Source organism: Streptomyces adelaidensis, from assembly GCF_016598475.1.
Lineage (GTDB): Bacteria > Actinomycetota > Actinomycetes > Streptomycetales > Streptomycetaceae > Streptomyces > Streptomyces adelaidensis.
This window is the reverse complement of the sequence record NZ_JAEMUX010000017.1, coordinates 1-15620: the sequence shown is the minus strand read 5'-3', so window position 1 is coordinate 15620 and position 15620 is coordinate 1. Positions and strand designations below refer to the sequence as shown.

Here is a 15620-nt window from a genome sequence, read left to right as displayed (position 1 = left end):
AGGAGGACACACGCATGGGACAGCCGCAGCAGCCCGACCAGGCCGAGGCGGAGGAGGCGGGGGCCGGCGAGCCCGATGCCGGGCACTCGCCGGTGGAGGCGGCAGGCGGAGGCGCCGGGAAGCCCCCGCTGCGGGTCGGCATGGTCGGCTACTCCTTCATGGGCGCCGCGCACTCCCAGGGCTGGCGCACCGCGGGCCACGTCTTCGACCTGCCGCTCAGCCCCGTCCTCTCCGCCGTGTGCGGCCGCGACGGGCAGGCCGTACGGGCCATGGCGGACCGGCACGGCTGGGCGGCGACCGAGACCGACTGGCGGAACCTGATCGCCCGCGACGACATCGACCTCGTCGACATCTGCACCCCCGGCGACAGCCACGCCGACATCGCCCTCGCCGCCCTGGCCGCCGGCAAGCACGTGCTCTGCGAGAAGCCCCTCGCCAACACGGTCGAGGAGGCGGAGGCGATGGCGGGGGCGGCCGAAGGGGCGTACAAGCGCGGCCAGCTGGCGATGGTCGGCTTCAACTACCGTCGGGTGCCCGCCACCGCGCTGGCCCGCCGTATGGTCGCCGAGGGACGGCTCGGCGCGCTGCGGCACGTACGGGTGACGTACCTTCAGGACTGGCTGGTGGACCCGGAGTTCCCGCTGACCTGGCGGCTGCGCAAGGAGTCCGCGGGCTCCGGGGCGCTCGGTGACCTGGGCGCGCACATCGTCGACCTCGCGCAGTACCTGGCGGGGGAACCGGTGACCGGGGTGTCCGCGCTGATGGAGACCTTCGTACGGGAACGGCCGCTGCCCGCCGGGGCGGCCGGCGGTCTCGCCTTCGCCGGTGGCACGGCCGGGCGCGGGGCGGTCACCGTCGACGACACGGCCCTGTTCACCGGCCGGTTCGCCTCCGGCGCCGTCGCCTCCTTCGAGGCGACCCGCTTCGCCACCGGCCGCAAGAACGCCCTGCGCATCGAACTCAACGGTGAGCGCGGCTCGTTGGCCTTCGACCTGGAACGGCTCAACGAGCTCTCCTACCACGACCACACCGAACCCGCCGCCCACGCCGGCTTCCGCCGCATCCTCGTCACCGAGCCCGACCACCCCTACCTCGACGCCTGGTGGCCGCCGGGGCACGGCCTCGGCTACGAGCACACCTTCGTCCACCAGGCCCGCGACCTCGTGCACGCCGTCGCGGCCGGAACCCGTCCCGAGCCGTCCTTCGCCGACGGACTCCAGGTGCAGCGGGTGCTGGCGGCGGTCGAGGAGAGCGCGGCGAAGAACTCGGTCTACACACCGACCGACACCCCGACAGCAGTCTGACCCCGGTCCGAGGAGGCCCCCGCACATGCCGCGCGACTTCACGCTCTTCACCGGCCAGTGGGCAGACCTGCCCCTCGAAGAGGTCTGCCGCCTCGCCCGCGACTTCGGCTACGACGGACTCGAACTCGCCTGCTGGGGCGACCATTTCGAGGTCGACAAGGCCCTCGCGGACCCGTCGTACGTAGATTCGCGTCACCGACTCCTGGAGAAGTACGGCCTGAAGTGCTGGGCCGTCTCCAACCACCTGGTGGGGCAGGCCGTTTGTGACGCCATCATCGACGAACGCCACCAGGCCATCCTGCCCGCCCGGATCTGGGGCGACGGCGAGCCCGAGGGCGTACGGCAGCGGGCCGCGGCCGAGATGGCCGACACCGCGCGGGCCGCGGCGGCCTTCGGCGTCGACACCGTCATCGGCTTCACCGGCTCCGCCATCTGGCATCTGGTCGCCATGTTCCCGCCCGCCCCCGAGTCGATGATCGAGCGCGGCTACGACGACTTCGCGATGCGCTGGAACCCGATCCTCGACGTCTTCGACGCCCAGGGCGTCCGGTTCGCCCACGAGGTCCACCCGAGCGAGATCGCGTACGACTACTGGACGACCCAGCGCGCACTGGAGGCGGTCGACCGGCGCCCGGCCTTCGGTCTGAACTTCGATCCCTCGCACTTCGTGTGGCAGGACCTCGACCCGGTCGGCTTCCTGTGGGACTTCCGCGACCGGATCTACCACGTGGACTGCAAGGAGGCCCGCAAGCGGCTCGACGGGCGCAACGGCCGCCTCGGCTCGCACCTGCCCTGGGGCGACCCGCGCCGCGGCTGGGACTTCGTCTCCGCGGGCCACGGCGACGTGCCCTGGGAGGACGTCTTCCGGATGCTCCGCTCGATCGACTACCAGGGCCCGATCTCCGTCGAGTGGGAGGACGCAGGCATGGACCGGCTCCAGGGCGCCCCCGAGGCCCTGACCCACCTCAAGGCGTACGACTTCGAACCGCCCACGGCCGCCTTCGACGCGGCGTTCGGCGGCAACGACTAGGCCCGAACGAGCTCGGCCGACACGGCCCCTTGTCGCTCCGGGGTGACGGCGCACCCCGGCGTACCGCACACACCCGCACACCTCGGTACGACCAGCCCCTCCTTGGAGGCATCTCGTGCACCCGTACGACGACAACAGACACCCCACCAGTCTCTTCAGACGCCGGAGACTCCGCGGGCCCCTCGCACTGCTGAGCGGTCTGCTGCTCGCGGGCGCATCGCTCTCGCTGACCTCGCCCGCCGCGGGCGCGGCCGAAGCGGCCCCGCGGGCCGCCTCGCAGGCCGCCGCGGCCGAGGACTTCCAGCAAGTCACCCTCGCCAAGGGCGAACCGGAGACGGGTGAGCCCATGTCGCTCGCCGTCCTCCCCGACCGCTCGGTCCTGCACACCTCGCGCGACGGCGAACTCCGTCTCACCGACGCGGCCGGCAACACCAGGCTCGCGGGCAAGCTCGACGTGTACAGCCACGACGAGGAGGGCCTGCAGGGCATCGGCGTCGACCCGGGGTTCGCCGACAACCGCTTCATCTACCTGTACTACGCGCCCCCGCTGGACACCCCCGCGGGCGACGCCCCCGAGACCGGCACGGCCGCCGACTTCGCGCCCTTCGACGGTGTCAACCGGCTCTCCCGCTTCGTCCTGAAGACCGACGGCACCCTCGACGCCGCCAGCGAGACGAAGGTCATCGACGTCCCCGCCTCCCGCGGCATCTGCTGCCATGTCGGCGGCGACATCGACTTCGACAAGGACGGAAACCTCTATCTGTCGACGGGCGACGACAGCAACCCGTTCCAGTCGGACGGCTTCACCCCCATCGACGAGCGGTCCAACCGCAACCCGGCCTTCGACGCCCAGCGCACCTCCGGCAACACCAATGACCTGCGCGGCAAGATCCTGCGCATCAAGGTGACCGCCGACGGCTCGTACACCGTCCCCGACGGCAACCTCTTCGCCCCCGGCACGGACAGGACACGCCCCGAGATCTACGCGATGGGCTTCCGCAACCCGTTCCGCTTCAGCGTCGACAAGGAAACCGGCATCCTCTACGTCGGCGAGTACGGCCCCGACGCGGGCGCCGCCAACCCCTCGCGCGGCCCGGCCGGACAGGTCGAGTTCGCCCGCGTGACCAAGCCGGGCAACTTCGGCTGGCCGTACTGCACCGGCGCCAACGACGCCTACGTCGACTACGACTTCGCCACCGGCACCTCGGGCGCGGCCTTCGACTGCGCGGCCCCGAAGAACACCTCGCCCAACAACACCGGCCTCACCGATCTGCCACCCGCCGAGACCGCCTGGATCCCCTACAACGGCGCCTCCGTCCCGGAGTTCGGCGACGGCTCCGAATCCCCGATGGGCGGCCCGGTCTACCACTACGATGCCTCGCTCGACTCCCCTGTGAAGTTCCCCGAGGCGTACGACGGCGACTTCTTCGCCGGTGAGTTCGGCCGCCGCTGGATCAAGCGGATCACCTCCGACGAGGACGGCACCGTGCAGTCCATCAACTCCGTCCCGTGGACCGGCACCCAGATCATGGACATGACCTTCGGCCCGGACGGCGCGCTGTACGTCCTCGACTACGGCGTCTCCTGGTTCGGCGGCGACGAGCACTCCGCGCTCTACCGCATAGAGAACGCCACCGACGGCCACTCCCCGGTCGCCCAGGCGGCCGCCGACCGCACCTCGGGCCAGGCGAAGCTGAAGGTCCGCTTCTCCTCCGCCGGCACGACCGACGCCGACGGCGACGCCCTCACCTACCGCTGGGACTTCGGCGACGGCGGCCCGTCCACGGCGGCGAACCCGGCGCACACCTACAAGAAGAACGGCACCTACACGGCGACCGTGACCGCCGAGGACGCCTCGGGCCGGACCGGCAGCGCGAGCGTGCAGATCGTCGTCGGCAACACCGCGCCCAAGGTCGAGCTGCAACTCCCGCGGGACGGCCAGCTGTTCGCGTTCGGTGACGCCGTACCGTTCAAGGTGAAGGTGAGCGACCCGGAGGACGGCCGCCCGATCGACTGCTCCAAGGTCAAGGTCACCTTCGTCCTCGGCCACGACAGCCACGGCCACCCCGTGACCTCCGTCAACGGCTGCACCGGCACCATCCAGACCAGCGCCGACGGCGGCCACGACGAGAACGCCAACATCTTCGGGGTCTTCGACGCGGAGTACACCGACGGCGGAGGCGGCGGCCAGGCCCCGCTGACCACCCACGACCAGAGCGTCGTCCAGCCCACGCACCGCCAGGCCGAGCACTACGGCGACTCCTCCGGCATCACCGTGCAGTCGAAGGAGACCGCCCACGGCGGCAAGACCGTCGGCGACATCTCCAGCGGCGACTGGATCTCTTTCACGCCGTACGTCCTGTCCGACGCCACGAAGCTCACCACGCGTGTCTCCTCCGGGGGCGCCGGCGGCAAGCTGGAGGTTCGCGCGGGATCTCCGACCGGCCGTCTCCTCGGCAGTACGACCGTGCCGGTGACCGGCGGCTGGGAGACCTTCCAGGACGTCACCGCGAACCTGTCCCGGGCCCCGCGCTCCACCACCACCCTCTATCTGGTGTTCAAGGGGACCGGCTCCGGCAGCCTGTTCGACGTGGACGACTTCACCTTCACCAAGCGGTGAGGGGGCGTCATGACGACGAACGGACGCATGTGGGCCGCGCTGGGCGGTGCCGCCCTGCTGATCGGATGTGTGTCGGGACCGGCCGTGTCGGATGAGGCGGGCGGCTCCGCTCCCCACTCCGACAAGTCCCGGGTACTGGTGTTCTCCAAGACCGCGGGCTTCCGCCACGACTCGATCCCCGAGGGAATCGCGGCCGTACGGGAGCTGGGCGCCGCCCACGGCTTCGCGGTCGACGCCACGGAGGACGCCGCCGCCTTCACCGCCCGGAACCTCGGACGCTACGACGCGGTGGTGTTCCTCTCGACGACGGGCGACGTCCTCGACGCGGCCCAACAGGGCGCGTTCGAGCGGTACATCAAACGCGGGGCTGCCTATGTGGGCGTCCACGCGGCCGCCGACACCGAGTACGACTGGGCCTTCTACGGCGGACTCGCGGGCGCGTACTTCCGGTCGCACCCCGCGATCCAGCCCGCGACGCTCGACGTCGAGGACCACGCCCATCCGGCCACCGCCGGCCTGGGCGCGACCTGGAACCGCACGGACGAGTGGTACGACTACCGCTCCAACCCGCGCGACCGGGCCCATGTCCTCGCCTCGCTCGACGAGTCGTCGTACAGCGGCGGCACCATGAACGGCGACCACCCGATCGCCTGGTGCCAGAACTACCAAGGTGGCCGCTCCTTCTACACCGGCGGCGGCCACACCAAGGAGTCGTTCGCCGAACCCGCCTTCCGGCAGCACCTGCTGGGCGGCATCCGGTGGGCGATCGGCGAGGCCCAGGCCGACTGCCGGCCGGAGAACGGCTACCGTCCGCTCTTCGACGGCACCTCGCTCGCCGGCTGGCGGCAGGCGGGCCCCGGCTCGTTCACCACGGCCGACGACGGCACGCTGACGTCGTCGGGCGGCATGGGCATGCTCTGGTACGCCGCCTCGGGCTTCGGTTCGTACTCCCTGAAGCTCGACTGGAAGATGGCGGGCGCCTCGGGTGACGACAACTCCGGTGTCTTCGTGGGCTTCCCGCCCTCGGACGACCCGTGGTCGGCCGTGAACAACGGCTACGAGATCCAGATCGACGCCACCGACGTACCCGAGCGGACCACCGGGTCCGTCTACGGCTTCCGGTCCGCCGACATCAGGAAGCGCGACCGCGCCCTGAACCCGCCGGGGGAGTGGAACACCTACGAGATCCGCGTGGAGGGCGAGCGCCTCCAGGTCTGGCTCAACGGCGTGCGGATCAACGATTTCACCAACACCGATCCGGCGCGGAGCCTGCGCGACGGTCACTTCGGCATCCAGAACCACGGTGCCGAGGACCAGGTGTCCTTCCGCGACATCCGGATCAAGGAACTGCCCGCGCGAGCCGACGGGTCGGCGACTCCGGCGCCGATCCAGGCCCCGGCTCCGGCTCCGGGCGACTGAGCGACGGCGGGCGGGGGACGCCGGACCCCCGCCCGCCGTCTCCCCTCTCCCGTCCCTTCGAGGGATTCCGCACCACGTGCTCCACGTGCTCCACGTGCTCCACGTGCTCCACGTGCTCCACGTGCTCCACGTGCTCCACGTGCTCGATGTGCTCGATGTGCTCGATGTGCTCGACGTGTTCGACGTGTTCGACAAGGAGGCAGCCCATGTCCGTGTCCGTTTCCCCACCGCGTGTCGGCGTATGGCTGATCGGGGCACGCGGCTCCGTCGCCACCACCGTCGTCGCGGGCTGCGCGGCCATGACAGCGGGCCTGCACGCCCCGACGGGCCTGGTCACCGAAACCCCGCTCTTCACCGACTCCGGCCTGCCCGCACTCGCCACCCTCGTCTTCGGTGGCCACGACACACTCGACTGCCCTCTGCCCAAACGCGCGGAGGCCCTCGCCGCCGGTGGCGTCCTGCCCCACGACCTCCCCGCCGCCGTCACCGCCGAACTGGCCGCCGCGGACCAGGAGATCAGGCCCGGCGGCCCCCTCCCCGGCGACACCCGTGCCCCCGCCGAACTGATCGCGTCCTTCACCGCAGACATCCAGGACTTCGTACGGCGACGGGGACTGACCCGGGCCGTGGTGGTGAACCTGGCCTCGACGGAACCCGCGCCCACCGGCACCACCACCCTCCCCCCGAGCTCCCTGTACGCGGCGGCCGCGCTCCGGGCGGGCTGCCCCTACGTGAACTTCACCCCCTCGACCGGTCTCCACCACCCGGAACTCGCCTCCCTCGCCTCCTCCTCCGCCCTCCCCTACGCGGGCCGCGACGGCAAGACCGGCCAGACACTCCTGAGGTCCGTCCTTGGCCCGATGTTCGCCCAGCGGGCCCTGACCGTCCGGGCCTGGTCCGGCACCAATCTCCTGGGCGGTGGTGACGGCGCCGCCCTCGCCGACCCGGCCGCCGCCGCTGCCAAGAACGCCGGCAAGGCACGCGTCGTCGCCGACACGCTGGGCACGGCCCCCGAGGGTGAGACCCACATCGACGACGTGCCCGCCCTCGGCGACTGGAAGACCGCCTGGGACCACATCGCCTTCGACGGCTTCCTCGGCACGCGGATGGTCCTCCAGACCACGTGGCAGGGCTGCGACTCGGCGCTGGCCGCCCCCCTCGTCCTCGACCTCGCCCGCCTCCTCGCCCGAGCCCACGAACGCGGTCTCACCGGCCCCCTGACCGAGCTGGGCTTCTATTTCAAGGACCCGCTGGGCGAGGGGCCCGCGTCCCTGGGCGAGCAGTACGCGGCGTTGGCGGGGTTCGCGGAGCGGCTCCGGCCGCGACGGATTCCGCGACAGCGGCCGGGGCTCTCCGAGGGGGGCCCGGCATGAAGCCACCGCCGCCCTTCCCGACGAACATCGGTACGCCTTCACCACTCACACCACAGCCCCACCAGCCCTACCAGTCACATCAGCCCGGTCAGTCGCCCCGGCCGACCTCGTCAAGCACCACCACCCCGCCCACCTCCCTCTCCTTCGGTTACGGCACCAACGGCCTCGCCGACCTCCGGCTCGACGACGCCCTCGCCCTGCTCGCCGACCTCGGCTACGACGGCGTCGGTCTGACCCTCGACCACATGCACCTCGACCCCCTCGCCCCCGACCTCGCCGCCCGCACCCGGCGGCTCGCCCGACGGCTGGACGCCCTCGGCCTGACCGTCACCGTCGAGACCGGCGCCCGCTACGTCCTCGACCCCCGCCGCAAACACGGCCCCACCCTGCTGGACCCCGAGCCCGCCGACCGCGCCCGCCGGGCCGACCTGCTCGTCCGGGCGGTCCGGGTCGCCGCCGACCTGGGCGCCCACGCCGTGCACTGCTTCAGCGGCGTCACCCCACCCGGCACGGACGCGGACACCGCCTGGAAACGCCTCCCCGACGCGCTCACCCCCGTCCTGGACGCCGCGACCCACGCCGGCATCCCCCTCGCCGTCGAACCCGAACCCGGTCACCTCCTCGCCACGCTCGCCGACTTCCACCGCCTCCGCGTGGCCCTCGACAGCCCGGCCGCCCTCGGCCTCACGCTCGACCTCGGCCACTGCCAGTGCCTCGAACCCCTCCCTCCCGCCGACTGTGTCCGCGCCGCCGCGCCCTGGCTCCGCCACGTCCAGATCGAGGACATGCGCCGCGGCGTCCACGAACACCTCCCCCTCGGCGACGGCGAGATCGACTTCCCACCCGTCCTCGAAGCCCTGGCCGCCATCGACTACCGGGCCTTGACCGTCGTGGAACTACCCCGGCACTCCCACGCCGGCCCCCACTTCGCCGAACAGTCCCTCTCCTTCCTCCGAGCAGTCACCCCCACCGGCTCGGCCGGAGTCGGCACCGCCAGGCCCCGGGCACCGCAGGACAGCCCCATGACGCCGACGCCGACGCCGCCGCCGAACGGGAGCGCCACGTGATCCACCACCACGCGCGGGCCACCCCGGCCGCCCACCCGGCCCGCACCGCCCCCGCCGAACTGCGCGGCCACCTGAACGCCCACCTCGCGGGCGCCGCCCGCGCCTGGCTGGGCCGGGCGCTCGACGAGGCCGCCGATCATCCGGGAACCCATGGACCCATCTCCGTCTGGGAGCTGCGCCTCGCCGAGGCGGGCCGCCGCTGCGGTCCCGAACACGCCGACGCCGTCCGCGTCCTGATCCTGCACGCGGCCCGCGCCGACACCGACGCGCTCACCCGCGTCTACCGGCAGGGCACCGCCGACGAACGCCGGGCAGTGCTGCACGCGCTGCCCCACCTGGTGCCCGGCCCCGACGCGCTGCATCTCGTCGAGGACGCCCTGCGGACCAACGACACCCGGCTCGTCGCCGCCGCACTCGGCCCGTACGGCGCCCGCCGTCTCGCCTCGCACGACTGGCGGCACGCCGTCCTCAAGTGCCTCTTCACCGGCGTCCGTGTCGACGAGATCACCGACCTTGCCCGCCGCGCCCACGGCGACAGCGAACTGGCCCGCATGCTCGGCGACTTCGCCGAGGAACGCACCGCCGCGGGCCGTCCCGTGCCCGAGGACCTGTACCGCGTCCTGGCCCTGACCGCGCCCCCACCGGCCGACGAGAACGGCATCGACGGCAAGGAGTCCTGATGCGCATCTTCGACCCCCACATCCACATGACGTCACGCACCACCGACGACTACGAGGCGATGCACCAGGCGGGCGTCCGCGTCGTCGTCGAGCCGGCGTTCTGGCTGGGACAGCCCCGCACCTCGCCCGCCTCCTTCACCGACTACTTCGACTCCCTGCTGGGCTGGGAACCCTTCCGTGCCGCCCAGTACGGCATCGCCCACCACTGCGCCATCGCCCTCAACCCCAAGGAGGCCAACGACCCGCGATGCACGCCCGTGCTCGATCTGCTGCCCCGCTATCTGCTGAAGGACCGGGTCGTGGCCGTCGGAGAGATCGGCTACGACTCCATGACACCCGCCGAGGACCTCGCGCTCGAACACCAGCTGCAACTGGCCGCGGACCACGGCCTGCCCGCCCTCGTACACACCCCGCACCGCGACAAACCGACCGGCCTGCGCCGCACCCTCGACGCCGTACGGGCCTCCGAGCTCCCGGTCGAGCGGGTCCTCCTCGACCACCTCAACGAGACCACCGTCAAGGAGGCCAAGGACAGCGGCTCGTGGCTCGGCTTCTCCGTCTACCCGGACACCAAGATGGACGAGGAGCGGATGGTCGCCGTCATCAAGGCGTTCGGCACGGAGAAGGTGCTGGTCAACTCCGCCGCCGACTGGGGCAGAAGCGACCCCATCAAGACCCGTCGGGTCGGCGACGCCCTCCTCGACGCCGGATTCGACGAGGACGACGTGGACCTGGTCCTGTGGCGAAACCCGGTCGCCTTCTACGGACTCAGCGGCCGCCTCGCCCTCGACGTCACCGCCCCCGACGCCACCCACGAGGGCAACAGCATCCTGCGCGGCGGGGAGTGACCCATGCGCTTCCGCCACCCCGACGGCTCCACCGTCCACCTCGCCTACTGCACCAACGTGCACCCGGCCGAGACCCTCGACGGCATCCTCGCCCAACTCCGCGACCACTGCGAACCCGTACGCCGCCGCCTCGGCCGCGACCGCCTCGGCATCGGCCTCTGGCTGGCCAAGGACGCCGCCCAGGTGCTGGTCACCGACCCGTCCGCCCTGCGCGGCCTGCGCACCGAACTCGACCGGCGCGGCCTCGAAGTCGTCACCCTCAACGGCTTCCCCTACGAGGGCTTCGGCGCCGAAGAGGTCAAGTACCGCGTCTACCGGCCGGACTGGGCCGACCCGGAACGCCTCGAACACACCACCTCCCTCGCCCGCGTCCTCGCCCACCTTCTCCCCGACGACGTCACCGAGGGCAGCATCTCGACCCTGCCCCTGGCCTGGCGCACCGTCTACGACGACACCCGCGCCGCCCGGGCCCGCACCGCGCTGCGCACCCTCGCCGAACGCCTCGACGCCGTCGCCGAACTGACCGGCCGCTCCATCCGCGTGGGCCTGGAACCCGAACCCGGCTGCACCGTCGAGACCACCGCCGACGCCATCGGCCCCCTGACCGACATCGGCCACGACCGCATCGGCATCTGCGTCGACACCTGCCACCTCGCCACCTCCTTCGAAGACCCGCGCACCGCCCTGGACGCACTCACCCGAGCCGGCGTCCCCGTCGTCAAATCCCAGCTCTCGGCCGCCCTGCACGCCGAACACCCCCACCACCCCGAGGTCCGCGAAGCCCTCGCCGCCTTCGACGAGCCTCGCTTCCTGCACCAGACCCGTACCTCCACCGCCGCCGGCCCGCGCGGCACCGACGACCTCGGCGAAGCCCTCACCGGCGACGTCCTCCCCGACGCCGCACCCTGGCGCGCCCACTTCCACGTCCCCCTGCACGCGGCCCCCGCCGCACCCCTCACCTCCACGCTCCCGGTACTCAAGGCCGCCCTGACCCACCTGGTCGGCGGCCCCCACCCCCTCACCCGCCATCTGGAGGTCGAGACCTACACCTGGCAGGCCCTCCCACCCGAACTCCGCCCCCGCGGCCGCGCCCAGCTCGCCGACGGCATCGCCGCCGAACTCGCCCTGGCCCGAGATCTGTTGACGGACCTCGGCCTCAAGGAGCTGCCATGACCGGCCGCACCCCAGCCGCTCCCACCCCGCTCCTCGTCCTGGACGTCGTCGGCCTCACCCCCCGTCTCCTCGACCACATGCCCCGCCTCAAGGCCCTCGGCCGGTCCGGCTCCCGCGCCCCGCTCGGCACCGTCCTGCCCGCCGTCACCTGCGCCGCCCAGTCCACCTTCCTGACCGGCACGCTCCCCGCCGAGCACGGCATCGTCGGCAACGGCTGGTACTTCCGCGACCTCGGCGACGTCCTGCTGTGGCGGCAGCACAACGGTCTCGTCGCCGGAGACAAGCTCTGGGACGCCGCCCGCCGCGTACACCCCGGCTACACGGTCGCCAATATCTGCTGGTGGTACGCCATGGGCGCCGACACCGACATCACCGTCACCCCCCGTCCGATCTACTACTCCGACGGCCGCAAGGAACCCGACTGCTACACCCGGCCCCCGGCCCTGCACGACGAACTCACCGCGAAACTCGGCACCTTCCCCCTCTTCCACTTCTGGGGACCGGGCGCCGACCTGGTCTCCAGCCGATGGATCATCGACGCCACCCGCCACATCATCCGGACCCGACACCCGGACCTGACCCTGTGCTACCTCCCTCACCTCGACTACGACCTGCAGCGCCACGGCCCCGACGACCCGCGCTCCCTGAAGGCGGCCGCCGACCTCGACCAGGCCCTGGCCCCCCTGCTCGACGACGCCCGGGCGGAAGGCCGCACCGTCGTCGCGCTCTCCGAATACGGCATCACCCCGGTGAACCGCCCCGTCGACATCAACCGCGCCCTGCGCCGCGCCGGCCTCCTCGACGTACACACACAGGACGGCATGGAGTACCTGGACCCGATGGCCTCACGGGCCTTCGCGGTCGCCGACCACCAGATCGCCCACGTCTACGTACGCCGCCCCGAGGACCTGGCAGCGACCAGGAAAGCCCTCGCGGACCTGCCCGGCATCGAGCGACTCCTCGACGACGAGGGCAAGAAGGCCCATCACCTCGACCATCCGCGCTCCGGCGAACTCGTCGCCGTCGCGGAGCCTGACGCCTGGTTCACGTACTACTACTGGCTCGACGACGCCCGCGCGCCCGACTTCGCGCGTCTGGTCGAGATCCACCGCAAACCCGGCTATGACCCGGTCGAGCTGTTCATGGACCCGCTCGACCCGTATGTGAAGCTCAAGGCGGCCACGGCGCTGGCCCGCAAGAAACTCGGCCTGCGCTACCGCATGGCGGTCGTGCCGCTGGATCCCTCGCCTATTCGCGGCAGCCACGGCCGCCTGCCCATGAGCGACGACGACGGTCCGCTCATCATCTGCTCCACCCCCCGTGCTGTCGGCGACCGTGTCGCGGCCACCGATGTGAAAGCACTGCTGCTCCGACTGGCCGGTCTCTCCCGGCCGGTGACAAGTACTCACAAGTCCTGACTGGTCACAAGTGAAGCACTCACCACTGACAACGCCCTTCCACCCAGAGGAGTTCCAGTCATGAGCCGCACTCACCGCACGGATCCCGAACTCACCCACCGTCTCAGCAGACGAGGCATGCTCGGCGTCGCCGCGGGCGCCACGGCCGCCGCACTGCTGGGCACCGCGGCCACTCCCGCCACGGCGGCGACAGGCCGGAGCCGCCCCGTCCTCCCGCCCGGCCGACTCGGCGTCCAGCTCTACTCCCTGCGCGACAAGGTCTCCACCCTCGGCTTCGCGCCCGTCTTCGCCGAACTGGCGAAGTACGGCTACGACGAGGTCGAGTTCGCCGGCTACACCCAGGGCTCGGCGGGCCCCATCACGCTCGCCCAGCTCAAGCGGCTGGCCCGCAACTACGGCCTCACCCCGATAGGCAGCCACGTCGGCTACTACTCCAGCGACCCGAACGCGTACACCTTCGCCCAGAACCTCGACAAGGTGCTCGACGACGCCCAGGCCCTCGGCCTCAAGCACATCGGCACCGCCTCAGGCCCGTTCCGCTACGGCTCCACCGTCGACGCCTGGAAGCGGGCGGCCGAGGAGTTCAACACCTATGGCGCCGCGGCCAGGGCGCGGGGCATGAAGTTCTACCAGCACAACCACTCCGAGGAGTTCTCCTTCGCCACCGACAACCCGAAGGTCCGCCTCTACGACGTCCTGCTCCGCGAGACCGATCCCGACCTCGTCTTCCTGGAGCTGGACATCTTCTGGGCGTACGTGGCCCAGTTCCGCTTCTCGAAGCGGCCCGACGGCAAGCCCGCGCCGTTCGAGCCCCTCGACTACGTCCTCAGGCGCCCGAACCGCTACCCGCTGTTCCATGTGAAGGACGGCGAGAGCGACCCGTCGAATCCCTTCGGCTACCGCATGGTGGACGTCGGCGACGGCGACATCGACTACCAGAAGTTCATCTCGGCGGTGACCCGCCTCAAGGGCCACCGATTCGACCACCACTGGCAGGCCGAACACGACAATCCCACCGAGTCCTTCACCTTCGCCCGCCGCTCCAGCGAGCACCTGCACTCGCTGCGGGAGAAATGCTGACCGAGGTCGGGTGAGAACGGCAGCAGGCGGCCGCCCCGTGGTGCGGGACCACGGAGCGGCCGCCTGCTGCCGTACGCCGAGGCGTCAGGCCACCTCGTCCCCGAGCGGACGGGGGTTGGGAGTGATGTGCCGGCTCCTGGGCCGCCCCGGCGGCTGCAGGAACAGGGCCATGAAACCGGCGAAGAGGGAGATCGAGCCGGCCAGGACGAAGGCGCCGGCGTAGTCCCAGGCGCTGACCACCACCGCGCCCATGCCGGAACCGAGCAGGCCCGACACCAGCTTTGACGAATAGACCAGGCCGTAGTTGGAGGCGTTGTTGTTCTCACCGAAGTAGTCCGCGGTCATCGCGGCGAACATCGGGAAGATGGCGCCGCCGCCGAAACCGGAGATCGACGAGAACAGCAGGAAGAGCGGCAGGTTGCCGATGTTCCCGGCGAACAGGATGCCGTACTGCGACAGCCCGAGGACGATACAGACGAAGATCAGGCACTGCTTGCGGCCGTAGCGGTCGGACAGCCAGCCGATGACACCGCGGCCCGTGCCGTTCACGATCGCCTTCAGTGACATCGCGGTCGCCACGATGCCGCCGGCGAAGCCGGCCTCGTCACCGAACGGCACCTGGAAGGCGATACCGAAGATGTTCACACCCGAGGTGCACAGCAGACAGAACCACATGAGGCCCACGCGGCCCGTCTTCCACGCCTCCCTGGGGGTGTACTGGTGCACGGCCGGCGGGTTCTTCTCCAGTGCGCGCCGGGCGCGCGCGTCGGTGGGCTTCTTCAGCGGGTCCACCTCGGGCGGCCACCAGTTCTTCGGCGGGTCCCGGAAGAAGTAGCCGGCCCCGGCCACGACCGAGGCCAGGAACACACCCACCGCGACGAGCACCCAGCGGAAGTTGGTGAGGTCCATGTAGCCGGTGAAGATGAAGACGAACGGCACCGAACCGTAGGCGAAACCGCCGTTCACGAAGCCGGTCTTGCCGCCCTTGCGCTCCGGATACCACTTGGCGACCATGTTCACGCAGGTCGCGTAGACCATGCCCGCGCCCATGCCGCTGAACATGCCGAAGCCGATGTACGCGACGATCACATGCGGCGCGAACGCCAGCGAGAGATAGCCGAGCAGCGTGCCCACGGCGCCGCACATCATCGCCCAGCGGGCCGGAAGTTTGCCGCTCTCCCGCAGCTTGCCCGCGGGGAAGGCCACGGCCGCCTGGAAGAAGACCCAGACGCCCAGCATCCAGAAGATGTGCGCACTGCTCCAGCTGTGCGCCGTGTGCAGGGTGTCCTCGGCGGACGCGAACGCGTACTCGGCCGAGCTGATGCCCATCATGCCCACCCACGGCAGGATGACCATCCACTTGCGTTTGCGGCCCATGATGTCCAGGTCGGATTCACCGACCCGGTACATCCGGCCGTTGGCGTCCGTCACCTCCCTGTAGGGGACGGATGTGGAGATGTCAGTTGTTGCCATGTCGATCGAACCCCTCGCGTGGAAGAAGTCTGGCCAGCGCCCCCTGTCCGTGCTTCTTTGCGCCGGGGCCCGCGGTGAGCGGTCGCCGCAGGCCCCGTGGTTCGAGCCGTGACTCAGCTCATCGACCGCCCCCCA

12 protein-coding genes are annotated in these 15620 nt (G+C 71.2%); 11 read left to right on the top strand and 1 reads right to left on the bottom strand.

The features are described 5' to 3' along the window. Positions 1-14 precede the first annotated feature (14 nt). From I8N67_RS12525 to I8N67_RS12475, 11 genes are all read left to right on the top strand, one after another. On the top strand, positions 15-1304 hold the full coding sequence (locus tag I8N67_RS12525) for a Gfo/Idh/MocA family protein (protein ID WP_200303037.1): 1290 nt from the start codon (positions 15-17) through the stop codon (positions 1302-1304). 25 nt (positions 1305-1329) lie between these two features. Beyond that, positions 1330-2334, top strand: a complete 1005-nt coding sequence (locus I8N67_RS12520) for a sugar phosphate isomerase/epimerase family protein (RefSeq protein WP_200303036.1) — start codon at positions 1330-1332, stop codon at positions 2332-2334. A 115-nt stretch (positions 2335-2449) separates the two neighbouring features. Next, positions 2450-4954 (top strand): PQQ-dependent sugar dehydrogenase, encoded by a 2505-nt coding sequence (locus tag I8N67_RS12515; protein WP_200303034.1) that lies wholly within the window; start codon positions 2450-2452, stop codon positions 4952-4954. A gap of 9 nt (positions 4955-4963) precedes the next feature. Beyond that, positions 4964-6373, top strand: coding sequence for a ThuA domain-containing protein (locus tag I8N67_RS12510; RefSeq protein WP_200303032.1), 1410 nt, complete (start codon positions 4964-4966; stop codon positions 6371-6373). A 206-nt stretch (positions 6374-6579) separates the two neighbouring features. Then, positions 6580-7746 (top strand): inositol-3-phosphate synthase, encoded by a 1167-nt coding sequence (locus tag I8N67_RS12505; RefSeq protein ID WP_200303031.1) that lies wholly within the window; start codon positions 6580-6582, stop codon positions 7744-7746. Beyond that, complete coding sequence (locus I8N67_RS12500; protein WP_234045577.1) at positions 7743-8813, top strand: sugar phosphate isomerase/epimerase family protein; 1071 nt, start codon at positions 7743-7745, stop codon at positions 8811-8813. The genes I8N67_RS12505 and I8N67_RS12500 overlap by 4 nt, the downstream gene beginning before the upstream one ends. Further along, complete coding sequence (locus tag I8N67_RS12495) at positions 8810-9493, top strand: EboA domain-containing protein (RefSeq protein ID WP_200303030.1); 684 nt, start codon at positions 8810-8812, stop codon at positions 9491-9493. The genes I8N67_RS12500 and I8N67_RS12495 overlap by 4 nt, the downstream gene beginning before the upstream one ends. Further along, positions 9493-10341, top strand: coding sequence for a TatD family hydrolase (locus tag I8N67_RS12490; protein WP_200303029.1), 849 nt, complete (start codon positions 9493-9495; stop codon positions 10339-10341). The genes I8N67_RS12495 and I8N67_RS12490 overlap by 1 nt, the downstream gene beginning before the upstream one ends. A 3-nt stretch (positions 10342-10344) precedes the next feature. Beyond that, a complete protein-coding gene (gene eboE, locus I8N67_RS12485) occupies positions 10345-11514 on the top strand; it encodes a metabolite traffic protein EboE (protein WP_200303028.1) in 1170 nt (389 codons plus the stop codon). Next, positions 11511-12932 carry an alkaline phosphatase family protein gene (locus I8N67_RS12480; RefSeq protein ID WP_200303027.1) on the top strand — a complete coding sequence of 474 codons (1422 nt, stop codon included), beginning with the start codon at positions 11511-11513 and terminating at the stop codon, positions 12930-12932. Before eboE ends, I8N67_RS12480 begins: the two co-directional genes overlap by 4 nt. 60 nt (positions 12933-12992) lie before the next feature. Further along, positions 12993-14012: a sugar phosphate isomerase/epimerase family protein gene (locus tag I8N67_RS12475; RefSeq protein ID WP_200303026.1), complete on the top strand. Its 1020-nt coding sequence runs from the start codon at positions 12993-12995 to the stop codon at positions 14010-14012. Between the two features lie 84 nt (positions 14013-14096). Here I8N67_RS12475 and I8N67_RS12470 read toward each other — a convergent pair whose 3' ends face one another. Further along, positions 14097-15485, bottom strand: coding sequence for an OFA family MFS transporter (locus I8N67_RS12470; RefSeq protein WP_200303025.1), 1389 nt, complete (start codon positions 15483-15485; stop codon positions 14097-14099). Positions 15486-15620: the final 135 nt, after the last annotated feature.